Source organism: Nocardia sp. NPDC005825, assembly GCF_040630175.1.
Classification (GTDB): domain Bacteria; phylum Actinomycetota; class Actinomycetes; order Mycobacteriales; family Mycobacteriaceae; genus Nocardia.
On the sequence record NZ_JBEXXC010000005.1, the window covers coordinates 361,025 to 383,545 of the forward strand.

Annotated in this window: 21 protein-coding genes; 10 read left to right on the forward strand and 11 right to left on the reverse strand. The window is 69.1% G+C overall.

The features are described 5' to 3' along the window. Positions 1 to 25: 25 nt before the first annotated feature. Complete coding sequence (locus tag ABZ382_RS16665) at positions 26 to 751, reverse strand: enoyl-CoA hydratase (protein WP_357089396.1); 726 nt, start codon at positions 749 to 751, stop codon at positions 26 to 28. A gap of 81 nt (positions 752 to 832) precedes the next feature. On the opposite strand from ABZ382_RS16665, the gene ABZ382_RS16670 reads away from it, so the two are divergent. Then, positions 833 to 1,975: an NAD(P)-binding domain-containing protein gene (locus ABZ382_RS16670; RefSeq protein ID WP_357089399.1), complete on the forward strand. Its 1,143-nt coding sequence runs from the start codon at positions 833 to 835 to the stop codon at positions 1,973 to 1,975. A 4-nt stretch (positions 1,976 to 1,979) separates the two neighbouring features. On the opposite strand, the gene ABZ382_RS16675 is transcribed toward ABZ382_RS16670, so the two are convergent. The 6 genes from ABZ382_RS16675 to ABZ382_RS16700 all read right to left on the reverse strand — a co-directional run bounded on the left by ABZ382_RS16675 (position 1,980) and on the right by ABZ382_RS16700 (position 9,975). Further along, positions 1,980 to 2,837, reverse strand: a complete 858-nt coding sequence (locus ABZ382_RS16675) for an aldo/keto reductase (protein WP_357089402.1) — start codon at positions 2,835 to 2,837, stop codon at positions 1,980 to 1,982. 119 nt (positions 2,838 to 2,956) lie between these two features. After that, entirely contained in the window at positions 2,957 to 4,507 is a 1,551-nt protein-coding gene (locus tag ABZ382_RS16680; protein ID WP_357089405.1) for a carboxyl transferase domain-containing protein, read from the reverse strand. A gap of 25 nt (positions 4,508 to 4,532) precedes the next feature. Then, complete coding sequence (locus ABZ382_RS16685; RefSeq protein ID WP_174391578.1) at positions 4,533 to 5,135, reverse strand: ATP/GTP-binding protein; 603 nt, start codon at positions 5,133 to 5,135, stop codon at positions 4,533 to 4,535. Continuing rightward, positions 5,116 to 5,490 carry a DUF742 domain-containing protein gene (locus ABZ382_RS16690; RefSeq protein WP_033085504.1) on the reverse strand — a complete coding sequence of 125 codons (375 nt, stop codon included), beginning with the start codon at positions 5,488 to 5,490 and terminating at the stop codon, positions 5,116 to 5,118. Before ABZ382_RS16690 ends, ABZ382_RS16685 begins: the two co-directional genes overlap by 20 nt. 7 nt (positions 5,491 to 5,497) lie before the next feature. Continuing rightward, positions 5,498 to 5,911, reverse strand: coding sequence for a roadblock/LC7 domain-containing protein (locus ABZ382_RS16695; RefSeq protein WP_029930951.1), 414 nt, complete (start codon positions 5,909 to 5,911; stop codon positions 5,498 to 5,500). Next, positions 5,908 to 9,975 carry an ATP-binding protein gene (locus ABZ382_RS16700; RefSeq protein WP_357089408.1) on the reverse strand — a complete coding sequence of 1,356 codons (4,068 nt, stop codon included), beginning with the start codon at positions 9,973 to 9,975 and terminating at the stop codon, positions 5,908 to 5,910. Before ABZ382_RS16700 ends, ABZ382_RS16695 begins: the two co-directional genes overlap by 4 nt. A 341-nt stretch (positions 9,976 to 10,316) precedes the next feature. Between ABZ382_RS16700 and ABZ382_RS16705 the strand changes: the two genes are divergently transcribed. The 7 genes from ABZ382_RS16705 (at position 10,317) to ABZ382_RS16735 (ending at position 17,466) form a co-directional block, all read left to right on the forward strand. Then, positions 10,317 to 12,446, forward strand: coding sequence for an AMP-binding protein (locus ABZ382_RS16705; protein ID WP_357089411.1), 2,130 nt, complete (start codon positions 10,317 to 10,319; stop codon positions 12,444 to 12,446). A gap of 118 nt (positions 12,447 to 12,564) precedes the next feature. Then, a complete protein-coding gene (locus ABZ382_RS16710; protein WP_357089413.1) occupies positions 12,565 to 12,951 on the forward strand; it encodes a hemophore-related protein in 387 nt (128 codons plus the stop codon). A 25-nt stretch (positions 12,952 to 12,976) separates the two neighbouring features. Further along, complete coding sequence (locus tag ABZ382_RS16715; protein ID WP_357089415.1) at positions 12,977 to 13,684, forward strand: response regulator transcription factor; 708 nt, start codon at positions 12,977 to 12,979, stop codon at positions 13,682 to 13,684. Continuing rightward, complete coding sequence (locus tag ABZ382_RS16720; protein WP_357089418.1) at positions 13,681 to 15,081, forward strand: HAMP domain-containing sensor histidine kinase; 1,401 nt, start codon at positions 13,681 to 13,683, stop codon at positions 15,079 to 15,081. The genes ABZ382_RS16715 and ABZ382_RS16720 overlap by 4 nt, the downstream gene beginning before the upstream one ends. Before the next feature lie 73 nt (positions 15,082 to 15,154). Continuing rightward, positions 15,155 to 16,312, forward strand: a complete 1,158-nt coding sequence (locus ABZ382_RS16725) for a hypothetical protein (RefSeq protein WP_357089420.1) — start codon at positions 15,155 to 15,157, stop codon at positions 16,310 to 16,312. A 148-nt stretch (positions 16,313 to 16,460) separates the two neighbouring features. Further along, the gene (locus ABZ382_RS16730; RefSeq protein ID WP_357089931.1) at positions 16,461 to 16,742 is read left to right on the forward strand and encodes a hypothetical protein; all 282 of its coding nucleotides are present in this window, start codon (positions 16,461 to 16,463) and stop codon (positions 16,740 to 16,742) included. A gap of 55 nt (positions 16,743 to 16,797) precedes the next feature. After that, positions 16,798 to 17,466, forward strand: coding sequence for an RDD family protein (locus ABZ382_RS16735; protein WP_357089423.1), 669 nt, complete (start codon positions 16,798 to 16,800; stop codon positions 17,464 to 17,466). A 76-nt stretch (positions 17,467 to 17,542) separates the two neighbouring features. Here ABZ382_RS16735 and ABZ382_RS16740 read toward each other — a convergent pair whose 3' ends face one another. Further along, the gene (locus ABZ382_RS16740) at positions 17,543 to 17,908 is read right to left on the reverse strand and encodes an FKBP-type peptidyl-prolyl cis-trans isomerase (RefSeq protein WP_357089426.1); all 366 of its coding nucleotides are present in this window, start codon (positions 17,906 to 17,908) and stop codon (positions 17,543 to 17,545) included. A gap of 89 nt (positions 17,909 to 17,997) precedes the next feature. On the opposite strand from ABZ382_RS16740, the gene ABZ382_RS16745 reads away from it, so the two are divergent. Further along, positions 17,998 to 18,801, forward strand: a complete 804-nt coding sequence (locus ABZ382_RS16745; protein WP_357089428.1) for an RNA methyltransferase — start codon at positions 17,998 to 18,000, stop codon at positions 18,799 to 18,801. Beyond that, positions 18,798 to 19,091, forward strand: coding sequence for a DUF2537 domain-containing protein (locus ABZ382_RS16750; RefSeq protein WP_357089431.1), 294 nt, complete (start codon positions 18,798 to 18,800; stop codon positions 19,089 to 19,091). The genes ABZ382_RS16745 and ABZ382_RS16750 overlap by 4 nt, the downstream gene beginning before the upstream one ends. A gap of 20 nt (positions 19,092 to 19,111) precedes the next feature. On the opposite strand, the gene ABZ382_RS16755 is transcribed toward ABZ382_RS16750, so the two are convergent. The 3 genes from ABZ382_RS16755 to serC form a co-directional block, all read right to left on the reverse strand. Further along, complete coding sequence (locus ABZ382_RS16755) at positions 19,112 to 19,849, reverse strand: hypothetical protein (RefSeq protein WP_357089434.1); 738 nt, start codon at positions 19,847 to 19,849, stop codon at positions 19,112 to 19,114. A 240-nt stretch (positions 19,850 to 20,089) separates the two neighbouring features. Then, positions 20,090 to 21,160: a septation protein SepH gene (sepH, locus tag ABZ382_RS16760; RefSeq protein ID WP_357089437.1), complete on the reverse strand. Its 1,071-nt coding sequence runs from the start codon at positions 21,158 to 21,160 to the stop codon at positions 20,090 to 20,092. Positions 21,161 to 21,380: 220 nt separating this feature from the next. Beyond that, positions 21,381 to 22,505 carry a phosphoserine transaminase gene (gene serC, locus ABZ382_RS16765; protein WP_357089440.1) on the reverse strand — a complete coding sequence of 375 codons (1,125 nt, stop codon included), beginning with the start codon at positions 22,503 to 22,505 and terminating at the stop codon, positions 21,381 to 21,383. Positions 22,506 to 22,521 lie beyond the last annotated feature (16 nt).

Sequence of the window (22,521 nt, forward strand, 5' to 3'; positions counted from 1 at the left end):
GCATTCTCTCGCGCGCGCCCCCCGTTCATCGGCCCTCGAACTTCGCGGCCCGCTTCTCCTGGCGAGCCGCGCGCGCCTCCTGCGCGTCGGCGCTCTGCCAGGCGGCGTCCAGGGCGGCGCTCTGCGCGGCGGTGTCGGGGCCGCGGGTGTCGTCGTCGTTGAAGACCAGCTTCAGATGCCGCAGCGACAGCGGCGCGAGTTCGGCGATCTGCTTGGCCCAGGCCTGCGCGTCGGCCAGGGTCCCGATCTTGTTCGCGAAGCCGAAGTTGTAGGCGTCCGCGGCGGGGACCCGCTCGGCGCCCAGCAGAATCGTGCGCGCCGGACCCGCGCCGATCAGCGACGACAGCCGTCGCACGGTCCAACGGTCAACGGAGATACCGAGTTTCGCGGCCGGCACCGCGATGAACGAATCCGGCGACATCACGCGGAGGTCCGAGGCCAGGGCCAGTTGCACGCCCGCACCCAGCGCACCCCCGTTGATGGCCGCGATCACCGGCACCGGAATGGTCTCGATGGTGCGCAGCATGGCCAGCAGACCGGTCAGGAAGCTGTCCGAATACACCCCGTCCAGATCCGCGCCCGCACTGAAGATCGGCCCCTGACCGGTCAGCACGATCACCCGCGCCGACGCCGCGGCCTCCTCGAGGGCCGCGCACAGGCGGCCGATGAGCTCCTCGTTCAGGGCGTTCCGGCGATCCGGACGCTGCAGTTCGATGGTCACGACCTCGCCATCGCGGCTGACTCCGAGCATCTGTCCCTTCCCCACTGTCCACCTCATCGGGCTGCCTACCCATGATCTGCCTTCACTGTAGGTGGGCGTACCGTCGGGTCCGTGACCGCAACACCCGATGTCGACATCCTTGTAATCGGCGCGGGACAGGCCGGATTGTCGGTCGGCTACCACCTCAGGCGGCTCGGGCTGCGACCCGAACAGGACTTCCTGATCGTCGACCACTCCCCCGGCGCGGGCGGGGCGTGGCAATTCCGGTGGCCGTCACTGACATTGAGCACCGTCAACCGGGTGCACGACCTGCCCGGCATGTCGTTCCAGGAGACCCTGCCCGCCGGATCGGACAACGCGCAGGCCGCCACCGCCGTGCCGCACTACTTCGAGCTCTACGAGAAGCGCTTCGACCTGCGCGTGCACCGGCCCATCTCGGTGACCGTGGTGTGCGACCGCGCCACCGCCGCCACCTGCCCGAACCAGGAGGTCGACGGGCTGCTGCACGCCGAACTGAACCCCGGCGCGACGGTGCGGGCACGCGGACTGGTCAATGCCACCGGCACCTGGGACAAGCCGTTCATCCCCTACTACCGGGGCGCGGAGACCTTCGCCGGACGCCAGCTGCACGCCCACGACTACCGTGCCGCAACGGAATTCGAGGGCCGGCACGTCGTGGTGGTCGGCGGCGGGATCACCGCCATCCAACTGCTGGACGAGATCTCGCAGGTCACCGGCACCACCTGGGTGACCCGTCGCGAACCCGTCTTCCGCTCCGGGCAATTCGCGCCCGAGGACGGGCGGGCCGCGGTGGCCATGGTGGAAGACCGTGTCCGGCGCGGACTTCCACCCGGATCGGTGGTGTCGGTGACCGGGCTGCCCGAGGACGCGCGCGTGCGGGCCATGCGCGCCCGCGGAGCCCTCGAGCGGCGACCGCTGTTCGATCACATCGAACCCGGCGGCATCCGCTGGGCCGACGGCAGCTTCCAGCGCGCCGACGTCATCCTGTGGGCCACCGGATTCCGCAGCGCCCTCGACCATCTGGCCCCGCTGCGACTGCGCGGGCCCGGCGGCGGCATCACCATGGGCGGTCGCCTCGCCACCCGGGTCGAGGCCGATCCGCGCATCCACCTGATCGGCTACGGACCCTCGGCCAGCACCATCGGCGCGAACCGCGCGGGGCGGGCGGCGGCCGTCGAGTTGACCTCGTACCTGGGCATTCCGACCCACCGGAACGGCGATCCGGAGGGCTGAAGCGTCAGGCGGGCGCGTCCATATCGAACAGGTCCGGGTCCGCGCCCTGCCGCGCGCCCTTGTCCAGACCGGCGATCTGGGTCATCTCCCGGCCGGTCAGCTCGAAATCGAAGACGGCCAGGTTCTCCGCCATCCGCGACGGGGTGCTGGACTTCGGGATGGCCACGTTCCCCAGCTGCATGTGCCAGCGCAGGATGATCTGCGCCGGCGTGCGGCCCAGCTTGTCGGCCAGCGCGATGATCACCGAATCGTTGAACTCCGCGCCGCGGCCCAGCGGACTCCACGCCTCGGTCACGATGCCGTGCGCGGCGTGGAAGGCGCGCAGCTCCGACTGGGCGTAATACGGGTGCAGCTCAACCTGATTGATGGCGGGCACCTCACCGGTCTCGGCCATCACCCGCTCCAGATGCGCCCGGGTGAAATTCGAGACGCCGATCGAGACGACCCGGCCCTGCCGCTTGAGCGCCTGCAAGGCCCGGAAGGTGTCGACATAGAGATCCGCGGACGGCACCGGCCAATGGATGAGGAACAGGTCGATGGCGTCCACGCCCAGCCGCTTGGCGCTGGCGTCGAAGGCGCGCAGGGTGGCGTCGTAGCCGTGGTCGGCGTTCCACAGCTTGGTGGTGACGAACACCTCGTCGCGCGGCAGCCCGGACTCGTGGACGGCGCGGCCCACTTCCTCCTCGTTGCCGTAGAAGGCCGCCGTGTCGAGACTGCGGTACCCGAGTTCGAGGGCCTGGACGATGGTGCCGGCCGCTTCGCCGCCGTCGACCCTGTAGACGCCGAACCCCAGTTTGGGCATCACCTGGCCGTCACTGAGCACGATCGCTGGAATGTCGCTGACCTCGAACCGGTATGTCACCTTTTCGAAGTTAGAAGCGCAGGTCCGCGGCGTCAACCGAGTGCTCTATACCGAAATCTGCGTGTCGAGCCCCCACGGCAGCAAATAGACAGCTTCGCGCAGGTTCGACGTGACGAGAACTACGTTCGCAGGCCCAATCGCCGATAGCGCAGGTGCCGGGCGGTGAGCAGCTCCGCCGGGGAGCGAGCGGTCAGACCGGCCAGTTCGCCCGCGATCGCATCCACCATGCGCAGCGCGAAATCCGCGGGCTCCTCGGCGGCGTCCGGATACTCGTGCACGATCCGGTCCACGATGCCGTCCTCACGCAGGTCCGCCGCCCGAATCCGCTGGGCGGCAGCCAGTTCCGGGGCGTGCCAGGTATCGCGGTAGACGATCTCGCTCGCCCCCTCCGGCGGCAAGGGGGCCAGCCAGCCATTGGCGGCGGCCAGCACCCGATCGGCGGGCAGCAGGGCCAGCGCGCCGCCACCCGTGCCCTGACCCAGCAGCACCGAGACAGTCGGGGTGTTCAAGGTGACGAGATCGGCGATGCAGCGGGCGATCTCGGGGGCCAGACCCCGTTCCTCCGCCTCCCGGGACAACGACGCGCCCGCCGTGTCGATCACCAGGACCAGGGGGACGCGCAGTTCGGCGGCCAGATGCATGCTGCGCCGGGCCTCCCGCAGGGCCGCCGGGCCCATGGTGTGCTCCGGCGACTGCCCCGCCCGGTCGTGGCCGAACACGATGCACGGCTGACCCCGGAACCGGGCCAGGGCATGCACCACCGTGCGGTCCAGCTCGCCTTGTCCGGTGCCGGACAACGGAACCCGATCGGTGACGTGACGCAGCAGCTCACGAATGCCCGGACGATCCCCGCGCCGGGAGATCAACACCGTCTGCCAGGCATGCACCTCGGCGGTGTCCAGCACCGCGACACCGCCACGCTCCTGCGGACCCGCCAGGAAGGAACCCGACCCGAGCGCGGGCGGCGGTGCGCCACCGGCCCTTTCGGGCAGCGGAGCCGGACCGTCGCACAACACCGTGAGCGCCCGATGCACGATGCGACGGAACACCGACACCGGCACCACACCGTCGATAACGCCGTTGCGGTAAAGGTTTTCGGCGGTCTGCACACCCTCCGGGAACTGCTTCCCGTACAGCGCCTTGTAGACCCGCGGCCCCAGAAAGCCGACCAGTGCCCCCGGTTCGGCGAATGTCATGTGCCCCAACGACCCCCACGACGCGAACACCCCGCCCATGGTCGGATCGCGCAGATACACCAGATACGGATGCCCCGCCGCCTTGTGCACGGCCAGCGCCCCCGCCACCTTCACCATCTGCACGAAAGCGACTGTGCCCTCCTGCATTCGGGTGCCGCCGGAGGTCGGTGAGGCGAGCAGCGGCAAGCCCAGCTCGGTCGCGCGCTCCACCGCGGACACGATCCGCTCGGCGGCGGCCACCCCGATCGACCCCGCGAGAAACGCGAACTCGCACGCGATCACGGCAACGCGCCGTCCGCGCAGCAACCCCTCCCCGGTGAGCACCGCTTCATCGGTGCCCGCCGTTGCCGCGGCAGCCAGCAAATCCTCGCGATACCCGGGCGACGCCGCCACCGGCACCGGTGGCCGATCCCAGCTCACGAAGGAACCGGGATCCAGCAATTCGCCCAGCAACTCCCGCGCCGTGATCGTCACGGCGCGAGCTTATAGCCTGCGCGGCTCAGTAACCCTGAACGACCTTGCGCAGTGCGTACTCGGTGACCGCGACCAGAGCCTGCTTCACCGGCTCGCGACGACGGGCGTCGATCGAGAGGATCGGCACGTCCGCGGGCACCGCCAGCGCCTGACGGATGTCCTCCACCGGATACCGTGGCGCATCATCGAATTCGTTGATGGCCACCAGGAAGGGTAGGTTGCGCGCCTCGAAATAGTCGACGGCGGCGAAACTGTCCTCCAGCCGGCGGGTGTCGACCAGCACCACCGCGCCGATGGCGCCCTTGATCAGGTCGTCCCACATGAACCAGAAGCGGTACTGGCCCGGCGTACCGAACAGGTACAGCACCAGGTCGTCGGCCAGGCTGATGCGGCCGAAGTCCATGGCCACCGTGGTGGTGGCCTTCGACGGGACACCGGTCAGGGAGTCCACGCCGACACTGGCATTGGTCACCAACGCCTCGGTGCGCAGCGGAACGATCTCCGACACGGCACCGACCAGGGTGGTCTTGCCGACACCGAAACCACCGGCCACGACGATCTTGGCCGACGTGGGCTTGCTGGTGCGCGTGTCGACCTGTGTCGTCGAATCAAATACGCCGGAGTCCACTGAGAACCCTTTCGATCAGCTCGCGACGTTCATCGTCGCTGGAATCGTCTTTCAAAGTCGCCGATACCCGCACATGGCCGGCATCGATGAGGTCCGCGACCAGCACCCGCGCGACCCCGAGCGGGATGCCCAGACGCGCGGCCACCTCGGCAACCGACGGCGATTCTCTGCACAACTCCACGATTGACGTCTCGATGTTGGTGAGTTCGAACTGCCGCTCGAGGGCGACCGGATGCGATGCGACGAGCGCCTCCAAGGCGAGCTCCACCTTCGGCCGGGTGCGACCGGCCGTCAGTGAATAGGGGCGAACCAGGCTCGGTTCGGCGCTCCCAACGCGTTCGTTGTCTATGTCCATCCCGCCATCAGGAACCCATCGTGACGCGAGGTGTGGCCTGAACCGTCTGGCCCACTCGCTCGACCAACAACGCCATCTCGTATCCGACCTGACCGATGTCACACGAGGTGTTGGTCAGGACCGCCAGATACGAGCCGTCACCGACAGCCATGAGCAGCAGGTAGCCGTGTTCCATCTCGACCACCGACTGCAACACGGTGCCGCCCTCGAACAAGTTCGACACACCCACCGAGAGGCTCGCGAGCCCCGCGGTCACTGCGGACAGCTGTTCGGCACGGTCCACGGGCAGCTGCGCGCTCGCGGCCATCAGCAGGCCGTCGGCGGATACCAGGACCGCATGCGCAACGCCGGGAACCTCATTGGCGAAGTTCGAAACCAGCCAATCCAGCTGACGCTTCGTACCACCTAGATCGGGGTTCATCGGTCTCCTTTATCTCCGGTTAGGTTCATAGCTTGCATCGCGCGGCCATCCCGGACGCCCTTCTGGTGGCGACTCAGACTTGACCTGATGGATTCTGGGTCTCGGTGGGCCGCCTTGTCAGCGTTTCCGTTCACACCGCCGGGCACAAGTCGGTTACCCGGATCGCGTTGCGGCAGACCGGCGGCCGTCCGCTTCTCCGGCGCCGACTGGCTGACCCGGTGCGCGGCCTGCCAGCCCTCGTCGCCCGGTGATTCGAAGGACGAGGCCACCTGGGACCGATCGGCATTCGGATCGGAGAGCCACGCCGACATCATCTCCGCGAAGATCGGCGTGCCGCCCATGATCGAGTCACCGGGGGCGTCCGTCGGCTGCAAGCGGGTCTGGAAGAACGAGGCCGCCTTGGCCGGGTTCGACCGGAAGCTGTGGCGTCCCGGCTCCTTGACACCGTCGTCACCGCGCTGCGGCAGACCGACACCCGGAATCGGGGACGGACGCTGCGGCAAGACCGAGCCCGGATCCCGCTGCGGCAGACCGGTAGCGCCGCGCTGCGGCAAACCACCGTCCCGCTGCGGCAGTGGGTCGTTCAACGGATCACGCTGCGGGAGCGGACCACTCAACGGATCACGCTGAGTCAGACCACCCGAGAGCGAATCGGCACCCGCGGCGGCGGGGCGCTGCGGCTGACCGGCGCCCGGACCACGCTGCGGCAGGCCGTTCGGGCCACGCTGGGGCAGACCACCGGCGGCGGGACCACCATCACGCTGGGGCAGACCACCGGCGGCAGGACCACCATCACGCTGCGGCAGACCACCCGCGGCAGGACCGCTGTCCCGCTGCGGCAGACCACCCGGACCACGCTGCGGCAGACCACCGGGACCGGCGTCCCGCTGCGGCAGGCCACCATCACGCGGGGCGAGACCGTCCCGCGGACGCAGACCCTGCTTGTCCGAATCCGGTGCGGCAAGACCATTGGCCCCGTCGCGCTGCGGCGCGGCACCCCGCTGCGGGAGACCACCCGGCGCTCCCGGACCACGCTGCGCCGGAGCGCCATTGGCGCCGGGCTGACGGGTCGGCAGACCACCCATGGCCGAATCACGCGGCGGCAGACCACCGGCAGCGGAGTCACGCTGCGGGAGACCACCGGCGGCAGCATCACGCGGCGGCAGACCACCAGCAGCGGAGTCACGCTGCGGGAGACCACCGGCAGCGGAGTCACGCTGCGGGAGACCACCGGCGGCAGCATCACGCGGCGGAAGACCACCGGCAGCAGGCTCACGACGGGTCGGGCCGGAGTCCGCTCCACGCGACGCGGGAGCGCCATTCGCACCCGGCTCCGCTCCGCCACCCCGCGCTTGCTGCGGCATACCGCTCGGAGCGGAACGCTGCGGCTGACCCAGACCAGCCTCACGGCCGGGGGCGCCATTGGCGCCCGGCTGACGGGTCGGCAGACCGGTCGGCCCGGCCGGAGCCGCACCCGGCGCGGAGTCCGCTCCGCCTCCCCGCGCTTGCGACGGCGGAAGTCCGACAGAGGGATTGCGCTGCGGCATCGCACCGGTCTGACCCGGCTGCGGCGCTCCCCCCTGCCCCGGACCACGCGGCGCGGGTCCCGGCTCTCCCGGTGCGCCCGGTCGCGGCGGCATGCCGCCCGGAGCACCTTGACGCTTGAGCATATTGGCGGCGAGGCCGCCCCGCGGCTGCGCCGGGGGCTCGCCCTGGCCGCGCTGCGGAAGGTTGGATCCCGGCTGAGCGCCGGGCGCGGACGGACCGTTCGCACCCGGATCCCGCACGGGTAGGCCCGGTCTCGCTCCACCCGGCGCGGACACGGTGTGCTTGACGGTCGGACCGTTCACACCCGGCTGACGGGTCGGCAGACCGCCCGGCACCTGGGCGCCCGGCTGGCGAGTGGGCAGACCGGTGGCCGCACTGGCCGCGGCCGGCGCGGGAGACGCCGGGGCCGGAGCCGGGCTCGGGGCGGCGCCCGCCGCCGTGCCCGCCGGAATCGGCCCGCTCACACCCGGATCCACGGTGACCATGACATTGCCGGTCGCCGTGCGGGTGACCGCGCGCATCTGCATGGAGGCCGGGGCGCCGGCCTGGTTGCCCGCACCCTGCGGCGCGGACGCCGTCGGGGCGGGAGCCGGCTGCTGGTGTCCCTGCTGCGGCGGCACCGAGATGGCGCCACCCGGCGAGACGATCAGCGGCTTGGGCACGTGCACGGTGACGGTCACACCCGGATCCCGGGCGGTGTCGAAGGTCGGGCGCAGGCGCACGGTCAGGCCGTGGCGCTCGGCCAGGCGGCCGACCACGAACAGACCCATGTGGCGCGCGGTGTCCGGGCCGACCTCGGCCACGGCCTCCAGTCGCCGGTTGATCTCGGCCATCTCGGCCGGGGGCATACCGATACCGCGGTCCGCGACCTCGATCAGCAGACCCTGATCGTGGGCCTGAGCGAAGGTGAACTTGACGTCGGTCTCCGGCGGAGAGGCGCGCAGCGCGTTGTCCAGGAGCTCGGCGAACAGGTGCGCGAGGTCGGACGCGGCGGGCTCGACCAGCGAACCCCGCGGGGTGGCGCCCAGCTTGACGCGCTCGTAGTCCTCCACCTCGGAGATGGCGGCGCGCAGCACGTCGGCGATCTCGACCGGCGCGGACTTGGTCCGGCGCTGCTTGGTACCGGCCAGAATCAGCAGGTTGTCGCCGTTTCGCCGCATACGGGCGGCGAGGTGGTCGAGACGGAAGAGGTTCTCGAGCAGGCGCGGGTCCTTCTCGTCGTACTCCATCGCCTCGATGAGCGAGAGCTGATGGTCGACGAGGGACTTGGAGCGCCGCGCCAGGGTCTCGAACATGTCGTTGACCTGGGTACGCATGGCGGCCTGGTCGGCGGCCAGGCGCAGCGCCTGACCGTGGATGTCGTCGACGGCGCGAGCCAGCTGGCCGACCTCTTCGTCGGTGTGCACCGGCATCGGTTCCAGCGGAACGTCTTCGGGGTCGGCGCCCTCACGCAGCGCGGAGACTTCCTGGCCGAGGTCGTATTCGGCGACGCGCAGGGCGGCCAGGCGCAGACGGCGCAGCGGGACGATCATTGCGCGCGCGATCAGCACGGCCAGCGCCATGGCGCCGAGGATGGTGGCGATCACGATGATCGAGTAGCGGATGGCGTCCGAACGGGCCGCCGCCGACAGGTCCTCGACTCGGGACACGATGTCCTTGGTCGCGCCACCCGCGATCGACTGATAGCCGTTGATGCTCGCGACCAGCGAGTCCTTCAGCTCGGCCACCGGCAGCTGACCGGCCAGCGCCTGCGGGCCGTTCACCAGCTGCACGCGGGTGTCCGCGCCACGCTGCAGATCGGCGATGGTCGCGTCGCCGTCCGGGAAGCGGTGGGCCAGCACGGCGAGCATCTGCCGCTCGGTGCTGACACTGATCTGGATGTCCTTGAGGCCATCCTTCGGGTTGCTGCGTAGCGCCTCCGCCATGCCGGCGACCTCGTTGAACAGCATCCATCGGGTGTTCAGCGAGTCGACCAGGCGCAGCTTGGACTGGTCCACGTTCTTGTCGGCGATGGTCGCCACGATGGACTCCACCGTGCGAACGCTGTCGCCACGAATCCGCTCGACCTGGGCGACGGTGTCGGGAATCGACTTCGAGGGCGCGAGACCCTGCGCCCGGATCGCCTTGGCGCCCACGATCATCTCGTCCAGCGCAGACCGGGCGGAGGGAATGTCACTCAGCCGGCTCGCGGCCTTCTCGGCGAACGAGATCGCCGTGTCCAATTGAGTGAGTTCCGGGTCGGAGGTCAAGGACTGGTTCGGGCCCAGCATGACCATCTGGCCACTGGCCACCTGCGCCGCGTCCGCACTGAGACCGGTGATCGCCGGGATCACCCCGACGTGGTCGGTCGCCGTCGAGAGCCTGCTCGAATCGGCGAACTCCGCCGAGATCCTGGACGCACCCAGCACAACAGCGACCAACAACGGCACGGCGAGGACCGCCGTGACCTTCCATCGCAGGTCCCAGTTGCTCAGCGCCCAGCGCTTATTGCTGCCGGACCTAGCGGCGTCACGCATCTCCCACTCACTTTCCAAACTGGCCCCAGCCACGCGCCATCAGCGAGCCTCCGAGCGATCGCACGCTCGGCTCGACAGACGGAGCTGACCGAGAACGGCGGCTGGCCGAGAAATTGCGTCCATGACGGCCGAAATATGTGACATGCGATTCTAACGGATCAATAACTTCTTGTGTGACCTCTTGGCAACCACCGGTCCCTGACCTGCCTATTCCAGGCAAAATCAAAGGTCGCGGCGCCCGCCCGGACGTCGCGTGAAGTCTGCCACAATCAGGCTGATCTATCGAGGCGGGCATCTTCAGCGCTTCTCAGGACACAAGGCGGAGCTAGGGAGTCACCGGGTTGAACGCGAAGCAGGAGTACCGACCGGCGTATCAGCTGAGCCTGGTCGATCCCTCGGAGTTCTGGCGCACCGCGGCCGAATCCATCAGCTGGGACGTGCCTCCCACCCAGATTCTCGATACTGCCGCCCGCCCGGCGGCGCGGTGGTTTCCCGACGCTCGCCTCAACACCTCCTACAACGCGCTGGATCGACATGTGCGCGAGATCACAACTCCCGAAGGCTCTTTCGAGGGCCAGGAGGGAGGCCGCGCCCAACAACCGGCCCTAATATACGACTCGGCTATGACCGGGTCCAGGCGGATTTACACATATCGGGAGTTGCTCGACGAAGTCGCCCGATTTGCCGGATCCATGCTGCGACTGGGCGTCAAGACCGGTGACCGCGTCGTCATCTATATGCCGATGATTCCCGAGGCCGTGATCGCCATGCTCGCCTGCGCCCGGATCGGCGCGGTGCACTCGGTGGTCTTCGGCGGTTTCGCCGCCCACGAACTCGCGGCCCGCATCGACGACGCCGAACCTGTGTTGATCATCACGGCCTCCGGCGGCCTGGAACCCGGGCGCCGCATCGAATACCCGCCGATCGTGCTCGCCGCCCTCGACCTCGCCGAGACCACCGCCCCGAGAACCGTGCTGGTCAAGCAGCGGGAGGGCTTCCCCACCATTCGCTTTCCGGCCGAGCAGGCCGCCACCGACTCGCTGCCCGCCTCCACCGAGACCGTGGTGGCCCGGTGGCTCGATTGGGACGAGGCGCAGATCGGGGCGGAACCGGCCGATCCGGTGTCGATGGCCGCGACCGATCCCCTCTATATCCTCTACACCTCCGGCACCACCGGGAAACCCAAGGGCGTGGTGCGCGACAACGGCGGCCACGCGGTCGCGATGGCCTGGTCCATGCGCAATATCTACGAGGTCGGCGCGGGGCAGACCATGCTCACCACCTCCGATATCGGCTGGGTGGTCGGACACTCCTACATCGTCTACGCGCCGCTGCTGGTCGGGGCCACCACCGTGCTCTACGAGGGCAAGCCGATCGGGACCCCCGACGCGGGGACCTTCTGGCGCCTGGTCGACGAGTACCAGGTGGATGTGATGTTCACCGCGCCGACCGCGCTGCGGGCCATCCGCCGCGCCGACCCGGACGCCGCGCTCGCCCATCAGCACGATCTGTCCCGGCTGCGGGCGCTGTTCTGCGCCGGGGAACGCCTGGACCCGGCCACCTACGAGTGGACCGTGGAGACCCTGCTCGCCGATCGCCCCGACTGCCCGGTGGTGGACCACTGGTGGCAGACCGAGACCGGCTGGCCGATCTGCGCGAACCCGCTCGGACTGCAACAGCTCCCGATCAAGGCCGGGTCGGCATCGGTGCCGGTGCCCGGGTACCGGCTGCGGGTGCTGGACTCCGAGGGCAACGCGGTCGCCCCGAACACCGAGGGCAATATCGTCATCGGGCTGCCGCTGCCGCCCGGCACCCTGACCACGCTGTGGAAGGACGACGAGCGGTACGAGCGCTCCTATCTCTCCGCCTACCCCGGCCACTATCTGACCGGGGACTCCGGCTTCTTCGACGAGGACGGCTACCTGTTCGTCCTGGGCCGCAGCGACGACGTCATCAATATGGCCGGACACCGGCTGTCCGCGGGCGGGATCGAGGCGGCCATCGCCGGGCATCCGGCCGTGGCCGAGACCGCGGTCGTCGGCATCCCGGACGAGCTCAAGGGACAGCGGCCGATCGGGTACGTGGTGCTCAAGACCGGCGTCGACATGGAGCCCGAGCGGCTGCGCGCGGAGATCATCGACCGGGTGCGGGAGCGGGTCGGGGCCATCGCCACCCTCTACGACGTGGTCGCGGTCACCTCGCTGCCCAAGACCCGGTCGGGAAAGATCCTGCGCCGCACCATGCGTCAGATCGCCTCGGGTGAATCCTTCGAGGTGCCGCCGACCATCGACGACGCCGCCATGCTGCCAACCCTGGAGAAGCAGATCCGCGACGCGGTGACCTTGATGGAGGACAAGGAGCGCATCGCCGCCGCCGAGGCCGCCGCGGTCGCCACCACCCCGATCCACCGCCCGGACCCGGCCGCCGCCGATCCGGCCGATCGGACCGGGGATCAAGCCGCCTCGGGCTAGCCTCAGAATCTTTTCAGAATTGGCTCATCGACCTCCTAGAGCGGTCGTTTAGCGTCGGTCGGGCGCGCGGGAATCGCGCGCGACCCATTGCTGTGCCTACTGAGAAGAAGGTCGCTGTATGAGCTTCGTCCGTAATCGTCGTGCCGGTGTGCTCTTCGGAGCCGGTGCGGTCGCCGCCGTCGCCCTCGCCTTCGCGCCCGCCACCGCCTCCGCCTCGCCGGCGGATCTGGTTGCGCCGCTCCTGAACTCCACCTGCAGCTTCGCCCAGGTGGACGCCGCCCTGCACGACAAGTCCCCGATGCTGGCCCAGTACCTCGATCAGAACCCCGGCTACAAGGCGGAGTTGAAGGCCAAGTTCGACCTCTCCCCCGCCGAGCGACAGGCCGAACTCGACCGGTACCTGCGCGACAACCCGGACGCCGCCGACCAGGCCGCGAGCGACCCGCGCGCCGGTGGAATCGCCGCCACGATCCAGCAGGTCGCCGATTCCTGCCACAACTACTGACACACCGGCTGCCAGAATGGAGCCCGTGGTCGAACGCGGTGAGGTACCTACAGTCCTGGTCGTCGACGACGATGAGGATGTGCTCGCATCGGTCGAGCGCGGGCTCCGGCTGTCCGGTTTCCGGGTGGTGATCGCCCGGGACGGGGCGGCGGCGCTCCGCAGTGTCAATGAATTCGCCCCGGACGCGGTCGTGCTCGATATGAACATGCCGATCCTGGACGGGGCGGGCGTGGTGACCGCGCTGCGGGCCATGGGCAACGAGGTGCCGATCTGCGTGCTGTCGGCGCGCAGTTCGGTGGACGACCGCATCGCCGGGCTGGAGTCGGGGGCCGACGATTACCTGGTCAAACCGTTCGTGCTGGCCGAGCTGGTGGCGCGGATCAAGGCGCTGCTGCGGCGGCGCAGTGACGCACCGGCGTCCGCGATCCCGGGCGGGATCACCGTGGGGCCCTTGGAAGTCGATGTCGCCGGCTATCGGGCGCTGCTGCACGGCACCGAGATCGAGCTCACCAAGCGCGAATTCGAGTTGTTGTCCACGCTGGCCCGCAGCGCCGGGGTGGTGCTGAGCCGGGAACGGCTGCTGGAACTGGTGTGGGGCTACGACTTCGCGGCGGACACCAATGTGGTGGACGTGTTCGTGGGTTATCTGCGGCGCAAGCTCGAGGTCGAGGGCACGCCGCGCCTGCTGCACACCATCCGTGGCGTCGGCTTCGTCCTGCGGGCGCCGAAATGACCTCCGCGGCGGGCCCTTCCGCGTCCCGGGGCAGCCGCCGCCGCTGGTCCTACACGTTGCGGGTGCGCGTCGCCGCCGCCGCGGCACTGGGCGCGACCGTCATCGTGGCGATCCTGAGCTGGATCACCATCTACGCCATCGGCCGCAGCAATATGGCCCAGGCCGATCAGCAGTTGTCGATGGTGTCGCGGCTGGTGCTGATCCAGCCGGTCTTCGCGGTCAATGTGGTCGACATTCTCGCGCCCAACAAGGAAATGGCGCTGACGGTCCGCATGAACGACCGCGCGCTGGCCAGTACACCGGTGAAACTGCCGGTGCTGCCGGTCGGCAATGCCACCGTCACCGTGGACGGCAATGCCTACCGGGTGCTCACCACCACCGAGGCGCAGCCCGCGGGACAGGTTGTGTCCCTGGGCATTCCGACCAATCAGACCGAGAAGACCATCAACGAGCAGCGGCGCTGGGTGTACCTGGCCGCGGCGCTCGCGGTGACCGCGTCGGCGGGGCTGGGCTGGCTGTTCGGCGGGCGCGCGGTGCGGCCCATCGTGAAACTCACCCGGGACCTCGACGAGCGCGGGCCCACCGGGGAATCGGAAGTCCCGCTCTCGGTGGACGGTTCGGGCGTGAAGGAGGCGGACAAGCTCGCCGAGGCCGTCAACACCCTGCTGGAGCGGGTGGATCGGGCACAGACCGAGACCGCCACCGCACTCGAGACCGCCCGGGATTTCGCGGCGGTGTCCGCGCACGAACTGCGCACCCCGCTCACCGCCATGCGCACCGACCTCGAGGTGCTCAGCACCCTGGACCTGAACGAGGAACAGCGCCGCGAGATCCTCACCGACCTGCAACGCGGTCAGAACCGGGTGGAGACCACCTTGGCCGCGCTGGAACGGCTGGCCGCCGGCGACCTCACCCATGAACGCGACCACGTGGTCACCGACGTGGTCGAGCTGTGCGACGCCGCCGCGCACGACGCCATGCGGCACTTCCCGCAGTTGAAGGTGTGGATCGAGGCCGACGCCGAGCTCGTCACCCGGGGCCTGCCCACCGGGCTGCGGCTGGCGGTGGACAACGCGCTCACCAACTCCGCGCGGCACGGCGGGGCCACCGAGGCGCTGGTGACGGCGCATCGCGCGCCCGACGGACGCATCGTGATCACCGTCGACGACAACGGCCGCGGTCTGCCCGTCCACGAGCGGGAGCAGGTGTTCGCGCGCTTCTTCCGGGGCAGTCAGGCCACCAAGGGCGGGTCCGGGCTGGGTTTGGCGCTGGTGGCGCAGCAGGCCCAATTGCACGGCGGCCGCGCCTATTTCGACGACGGCATGCTGGGTGGGGTGCGGCTGGTGCTGGAGCTCCCCGATCGCGGGGCGTGGCCGCCGCCACCCGCGCGGATGTGAACGCACCGGTCTTTACCGAACTCTCAGACATCCATCAGAGCAGCGGACATACCCGGCCTCTACGGTCTGAATCGTGTTCGGAAAACGTGCTCGCTGGGTCCTGATCGTCCTGCTGCTCGCCGCCGCGGTCGCGGCGAGCGTCGTCGGCATCGGCCGCCTGCGGACCGCGCCCACGGCGGTCGCGCTCGTCAACGGCGATTCCGGGCCGCTGGGCGCGCGCATCGCGAAGGACTTGCAGGCCAGCGGAATCCGGCACTGGGAGGTCGTCGACGAGGCGAGCCCCACCGACTACGCCGCGGTGATCACGCTGCCGGCCGACCTGACCGCCGACATCAACTCCCTGGTCACCGACAAGCCGAAGAAGGCTCAGGTCACCGTGGCCACGCACGACCGCGCCGACCCGAACCTGGTCAACGACGCGGTGAGCGAGGTGACCAAGAAGGTCAGCGCGGCCGGGCTGGACACCTTGTTCTCGACCATGAACACCGCGCGCCTGCAGGTGTCGCAGATCGCCGGGACCTCGGGCATGCTGAGCGCGGGCGTGCAGGCGGCCGCGGACGGCGCGCAGCAGTTCTCCGGCGGCGCGGATCAGCTGACCGATTTCCTGGCACAGGCGAAAGCCGGTGCGGGGCAGCTGACTTCGGGAATCGACGCCCTGAACACCACCCTGTCGGCGGCGACCACGCAGGCGAATCAGCTTGCCACGGCGCTGGATTCGACCGGCGTCACCATGTGGCAGGTCTCGCAGGCGGCGAGCGCGCTGTCGGGCGGACTGAACGTGGTGGTGCCGTTGTTGCAGGGGCTGCCGATCGCGACGGATCCGCAATTGGCGAGTGTGATCACCCAGCTGCAGGGTCTGCGCACCATCGCGAATCAGGCGGATGTCCAGCTCAGCGGCTTCGCGAATCTGACAGGCACGCAGGTCACTCCGGATACCACGGTCGGGCAGCTCCTCCGCGACGCGGCCGGACGACTGAATGACGCAAGCGCCCAGTTGAATCAGGGCGCGTCGCTGGCGCAGAGCATTCCCGCGATCGCCGACCAGGCCGGCGCCCAGCTGGTCACCGCCATGCAGGCGCTGACCGGCGGTGTGGCCCAATTGCAGTCCGTCACCAAGCTTCTGAGCAATCAGACCAACCAGGCCATGGGCGCGCTCCCCCAGCTCGGCGTGCCGCAGCAGACCGTGATCGCGGCCGCCCTCACCGATCCCGTGGACATCATTCGAAAATAACGTTCGCAAACAATCAGCAACGATCGGCGGTTCGCCGGAGTACACTGTGCCCGAATTGCTCTAATCGACCCGTTTCATGAGCTCGTCCGCTTCATCCGCATCTTGGCTCCACTCAGCGCCCGGTATCGGAGAGGAAACGATCGTGAGCATGCTGATCGCCGCACACGACATGTACGGCACGGTTCTGGCCCAGCTCGGCAATCCCACCGCGGAAACCCCGCCCATGGCGGACAAGATGATGAAGATGTTCCGGTACTTCACCTGGTTCACCCAGATGTCCGGCATCGCGGCCATCACCTACGGTGGCGGGCGTTTCGCCTGGGAGAAGTGGGGCGGCGGCTCGGCCTCGCCCAAGATGGTCGCCAACGCCATGCTGGGCGGCGCGACCGCCACCAGCGCGGGAACCATCATGAACGCCATCGTCGGCTAGCGATTCGGGAGACAATGCGGGGGCCATACCCCCGCATCCTCTTGGGGAGGAACCGATGACCTACGGCAACGATCCCTACTCGCAGCAGCCGCAGCAGCCGGGCTTCGGGCAGCAGCCACCCGGGTACGGGCAGCAGCAGCCACCTGGGTACGGGCAGCAACCACCTCCCGGTTACGGCCAGCAACCGCCCGGCGGCGTCCCCGGGCAGCCCGGGGGCTACGGCTACCAGCCGGGCTACGCCGCCTACCCCGCCCCGCCCTACGCCAGCTGGGGCGCGCGGGTCGGCGCGTACCTGATCGACCGGCTGATCGTGTTCGTGCCCGCGGCCATCTTCTACGGGCTCGGCTTCGCCATCGGGTTCAAGGACGCCGACTGCGTGACCGAGCAGACCGACACCTCCTACAGCACCAATTGCTCGGGCGGGCTGTCGGGCGCGGGCATCGCCCTCATCGTCGTCGGCGCCCTCATCGCCTTGGTCGGCGCGCTCTGGCTCATCTATAGGGAGGGCACCACCGGCCAGACCCCCGGCCGGAAGATGCTCAACATCAAGCTCGTTCGCGAAGCGGACGGCCAGGTGCTGGGCTTCGGTATGGCCTTCGTTCGCCAGCTCTGCCACTTCGTGGACAGCCTGGCCTGCTATATCGGCTGGCTGTGGCCGATCTGGGACGCCAAGCGGCAGACCTTCGCCGACAAGATCATCGGCAGCATCGTGGTCAAGGTCTGAGATCCGGCACAGAAGACAACAGTGCCCGCCGCGCGGAATGCGCGGCGGGCACATGTATTTCAGCGACCAGGAGGCGTCAGTTCACGACGTCCAGCAGGTCGATGACGAAGACCAGGGTCTTGCCGGAAAGCTGGTGGCCGCGACCGGCCTCGCCGTAGGCCAGCTTCGGCGGGATGGTCAGCTGGCGACGGCCGCCCACCTTCATGCCGGGGATGCCGTCCTGCCAACCCTGGATCAGGCCGCGCAGCGGGAAGACGATCGACTCGCCACGGTCCCAGGAGGCGTCGAACTGCTCGCCGGAGTCGTACTCGACACCCACGTAGTGAACATCGACGGTGTCGCCGGGCTTGGCTTCACTGCCCTCACCCACGACGAGGTCCTTGATCACGAGCTCCGCGGGGGCGGGGCCGTCCTGAAACTCGATTTCCGGCTTGCTGCTCATGGGCTGTCCTCTTCGATTAGGGGATCGGAACGTGATCTACCCTATGCCCCGCCCATTCGGCCGCCCCGGCCGGAGGCGAAAATGGGCGCGTGTCCGAAGTGATCGATATCGACGACCCCGCCGATCCGCGGGTCGCCGATTTCCGCGACCTCAATAACGCCGATCGCCGGCCCGACCTGCCGGGCGGAAAAGGCCTGGTGATCGCGGAGGGCGTGGTGGTGGTGCAGCGGATGCTGGCCTCGCGGTTCACGCCGTTCGCATTGTTCGGAGTCGCGAACCGATATGAGCAGCTGCGCGAGGATCTCGCGGCGGTGGATATTCCGTATTACCGGACCAGTGCCGCGGTGATGGCCGAGGTCGTGGGATTCCATTTGAATCGGGGCGTGCTCGCGGGGGCTTATCGGCCGCGTGAACTCGGCGCCGCGGAAGTACTGGAGGACGCGCGCACCGTCGCGGTGCTCGAGGGTGTGAACGACCACGAGAACATCGGTTCCATCTTCCGCAACGCGGCCGGACTCGGCGCGGACGCGGTGCTGTTCGGCGACCGCTGCTCGGATCCGCTGTACCGGCGCGCCGTGCGCGTGTCCATGGGGCACGTGCTGCGGGTGCCGTTCGCCCAGCTGCCGCCGTTCCCGGCGGGCCTGGAGGTGCTGCGCGAGCGCGGCTTCCAGATCGTCGCGCTCACCCCGAACCCGAAGGCGGGCACCCTCGCCACCGCCATGACCGGCGACCGGGTGGCGCTGCTGCTCGGCGCGGAAGGCCCCGGCCTGACCGAGGAGACCCTGCGCGCCAGCGACATTCGGGCCCGCATCCCTATGACTCCCGGCACCGATTCGCTTAATGTGGCGACAGCGGCCGCCATGGCCTTCTACGAGAGAGTGCGTGCGCAGTGAGTCATCCGCCCGACGGACCGTACGGATACGGATATTCCGAACCCACGCCGTGGGCCAGCGGCATCGCCGTGGTCGTCATGGTGGCGGCGCTGACCGCGACGGGCGTGTACGCCTTCGGGGCGGCGCTGGCGCAGATCCATCCGCTGCTGTCGGTGGTGGTCAATCTGATCGCGGTGGGCGGGGCCGCGCCGACGGCCTGGCGCTGGCGGTTCGCTCCGGTGACCCGCTGGGTGATCGCGGGACTCGGCGCGGGCGTGCTGGTGGCCTGGCTGAGCCTGCTGCTGTCCTGAACCGGCCCGGGAGAATTCGGTCAGGAGACGCGGTCCCGGCCACGCAGCCAGCCGAACAGTCCGCGCCTGCCGTTGCCGTGCTCGATCGGGGGTTCCGGTGCGCTGTCCAGCCGCGGCGCTTCACCCTTGGGGTACAGCGAGAATCCGCAGATCTCGATCTGGTCGGGGGTCAGGCCGTCCGCGGAAGTTTTGCCGCGGTAACGGAATCCGAGCCACTGCTCGTTGGCGGCGTCCGCGAAGGCGGGCGGATCGAAGGGCAGCAGCTGCGGGTCGAGCAGTTGGCCGGGGGTGAGGACGATCGGATGCTCACCCGCCCAGTACGACCGCTCCCAGACTCGCGGCATGCCCTCGTCCTCGAGGATATTGACCCGGGTCGCGCTGAAGGAGCGGCGGAATTCGCCACGCTCCCAATGCGCGAACGCGCCCCAGCCCAGCGACAGGTCGTAGGAGACCAGGTAGGTCTGATCGGAGGCGAGCGGGCGGACCAGCAGCTCCGGCAGCCGGGTGGGCCGCGGCAGCGCGGCCTGGGTGGAACACACCACCGTGACGCCGGGATAGCAACCGATGTACATGGATTCGGGGTCCGGGCCCGCCCATACCTTCATGCTGCCGGAGGCGGCGGGCACCACGTCCCGGTCCGGGTTGAGCTGCCGGGCGAGCGCGAAGGCGGCATCGGGATCGGGTCCCGGATGCGCGCGCAGCACGGCCACCGGATCGGGGGCGTCGACGTACCACAGGGATGAGACCGTTGATGGCACCGACGTCACCTCCCTCGCGCACTGGCTACTTTTGAGCAACGCATAGCGGCCGGTCGGAGCCGACATCGATCGGCCGGGACCGACCCGCCAACAGGATTGAATCTACCCCCGCGACAGCCCGAAATGCGGCTGTTGCCAATGCCGTTTCGCGGCGCGGCGACGAACGACATGCCGGAAGATCAGCAACCCTCCGGCATTCGTGAAGATCGACAAGGCGTCAGCGACCCGAACCGACCGTGGTCAGTGACCCGAGCTGCGCACGCCTAGGAGCACGTCCTCCCAGGACGGCATCGGCGCCTTGCCGCCACGCTTGGCCCGATTCGGCTTCTGCGCGTTGGACTTCGCCGCGGGCTGCGCGGGAGCCGGGGCCGGCGCCGGTTCCGGCGTGGGCTCGGCGGCCGGAGCCGGAGCGGGCGGGGTGGCGGGCGGCGCCGGGGCCGTCGCCGCCGGAGTCGCGGGCTGCGCGGGAGCCGCCGGTTCCTTCGCGGCCGGAGCCGGAGCGGGAGCGGGCGCCGGAGCGGCCGCGGTGGTCACCGGCACGGTGCCGTCACCGACCGCGGCGCGCTGCTCGTAGTAGTCATCCACGTTCTGCTGCTGGGCGACTCGCGTCGGGGCCGGCTCGTAGTCGGAGCCGCGCTCCTCACGCACCGCGGGCGCGGTCGCGGGGACCGCCTCCACCACCGGGTCGGTCTGGTCCGGCAGGATGGTCGCCAGGCCGCGCAGGGCCCGGCCGAAGTCGGGGTCGATGAGGTCGGAGGCCGGATCGTCGAGCGGCACTACGGAGCCGCCGTGCGCGTCGGGCTGGTAGCGCCAGTGCGCGGCGATCACCGAACGGCCCGCCTGCCACTGCAATTGGGCCACCCAGTAGCCCTTCTCGTCCTTCCAGGCGTCCCATTCGGCGACCTCGATATTGTGGCCGCGCTCGGCGAACGCGGCCGACACGATCTCGATCAGGGTCTCCACGGCGGGGCCGTCATTGCGGACCGGGTGCGCCTTCTGCGCCAGCTCCGCGGCCCGGGCGCGTTCCAGCAGAACGGGATACGCGAAACGTTCGACCCGCGACAGCGGCATGCCCGACTCTTCGGTGACCTGCTCCACCGAGGCGCCGGCACGGATACGAGCCTGGATATCGCGAGGGCGCATCGTGGCTTCCGTTTCGATCTCGATTTGGCCGAATCGGGCAAGATCTCCGCGTGCAGCAGCGCGCAGTTTATCGTCGGCGGCAAGCCGGTACTTCTGGCCGCTCTCAGTATCGATGCACACGATATGCGTGGAATCGGGCGTCAATCCGATTACTCGAAGTTCACGCACCGTTACCTCCTGTTCGCTGCGCAACTCACAGCTATAGCTAGGCTCGCGACACCGCCCACGTTCTGGAACAGTAGTGCACTTCTGTGAATCATGGGGCAAGACACGCGGCGCGGAAATCTGTTCCCAGACTTCCGCGCCGCATTAGTGTGATCGATTCGCCTCAGCTCCGAAACCGGGTTTCGCGAGGCGCGTTCGCCCGGTCAGATGCCATTTCTACTGATCAGCCGAGCTTTTCGACGACCCAGTCGACGCAGCGGGTCAGCTGCGACACATCGTCGGGGTCGATGGCCGGGAACATGCCGATACGCAGCTGGTTACGACCCAGCTTCCGGTACGGCTCGGTGTCCACGATGCCGTTGGCGCGCAGCACCTTCGCGACCTGCGCGGCGTCCACGCTCTCGGCGAAGTCGATGGTGCCCACGACCTGCGAGCGCAGCGCCGGGTTGCCGACGAACGGGGTGGCGTACTCGCTGGTCTCGGCCCACGAGTACAGGCGCGAGGAGGAGTCGGCGGTGCGCTTCACGGCCCAGTCCAGACCGCCATTGCCGTTCATCCACTCGATCTGGTTGGCGAACAGCAACAGGGTGGCAAGCGCCGGGGTGTTGTAGGTCTGGTCCTTGGTGGAGTTGTCGATCGCGATCGGCAGCGACAGGAACTCCGGGGTCCAGCGACCCGAGTTCTTGATCTCCTCCACGCGCTCCAGGGCCTTCGGGCTCATCAGCGCGATCCACAGGCCGCCGTCGGAGGCGAAGCACTTCTGCGGGGCGAAGTAGTACACGTCGGTGTCGGCGATGTTCACCGGCAGACCGCCCGCGCCGGAGGTGGCGTCGATGGCGACCAGGGCGTGCTCGGAACCGGCCGGACGCGACACCGGGATGGCGACACCGGTCGAGGTCTCGTTGTGGGCCCAGCCGATGAGGTCGGCAGACGGGTCCGAGGTCGGCTCGGGGGCGTCGCCCGGCTCCGACTTCACGACGATCGGGTCACCGATGAACGGGTTGCCCTTGGCGACCGAGGCGAACTTCGACGAGAACTCGCCGTTGCTCAGGTGCAGCGACTTCTCGCGGATCAGGCCGAAGGCGGCGGCGTCCCAGAACGCGGTGGTGCCACCGTTGCCCAGCACGACCTCGTAACCGTCGGGCAGGGAGAACAGGTCGCGCAGACCGGAGCGCACCCGCGCCACCACGTCCTTGACCGGCTTCTGCCGGTGCGAGGTACCGAACACCGAAGCGCCGGTATCCACCAGGGACTGCAGCTGCTCGGGGCGGACCTTGGAGGGGCCGCAACCGAACCGTCCGTCGGCGGGCTTGAGATCGTCGGGGATGGTCGGGAACGCAGAGGTCATGGCGACAAGGGTAGTG

Coding starts and splice junctions, on each gene's coding strand:
- ABZ382_RS16665 (WP_357089396.1), bottom strand. CDS start 751: ATGCTCGGAGTCAGCCGCGATGGCGAGGTCGTGACCATCGAACTGCAG.
- ABZ382_RS16690 (WP_033085504.1), bottom strand. CDS start 5,490: ATGGACATAGACAACGAACGCGTTGGGAGCGCCGAACCGAGCCTGGTT.
- ABZ382_RS16695 (WP_029930951.1), bottom strand. CDS start 5,911: ATGAACCCCGATCTAGGTGGTACGAAGCGTCAGCTGGATTGGCTGGTT.
- ABZ382_RS16700 (WP_357089408.1), bottom strand. CDS start 9,975: ATGCGTGACGCCGCTAGGTCCGGCAGCAATAAGCGCTGGGCGCTGAGC.
- ABZ382_RS16710 (WP_357089413.1), top strand. CDS start 12,565: ATGAGCTTCGTCCGTAATCGTCGTGCCGGTGTGCTCTTCGGAGCCGGT.
- ABZ382_RS16720 (WP_357089418.1), top strand. CDS start 13,681: ATGACCTCCGCGGCGGGCCCTTCCGCGTCCCGGGGCAGCCGCCGCCGC.
- ABZ382_RS16730 (WP_357089931.1), top strand. CDS start 16,461: ATGCTGATCGCCGCACACGACATGTACGGCACGGTTCTGGCCCAGCTC.
- ABZ382_RS16735 (WP_357089423.1), top strand. CDS start 16,798: ATGACCTACGGCAACGATCCCTACTCGCAGCAGCCGCAGCAGCCGGGC.
- ABZ382_RS16740 (WP_357089426.1), bottom strand. CDS start 17,908: ATGAGCAGCAAGCCGGAAATCGAGTTTCAGGACGGCCCCGCCCCCGCG.
- serC (WP_357089440.1), bottom strand. CDS start 22,505: ATGACCTCTGCGTTCCCGACCATCCCCGACGATCTCAAGCCCGCCGAC.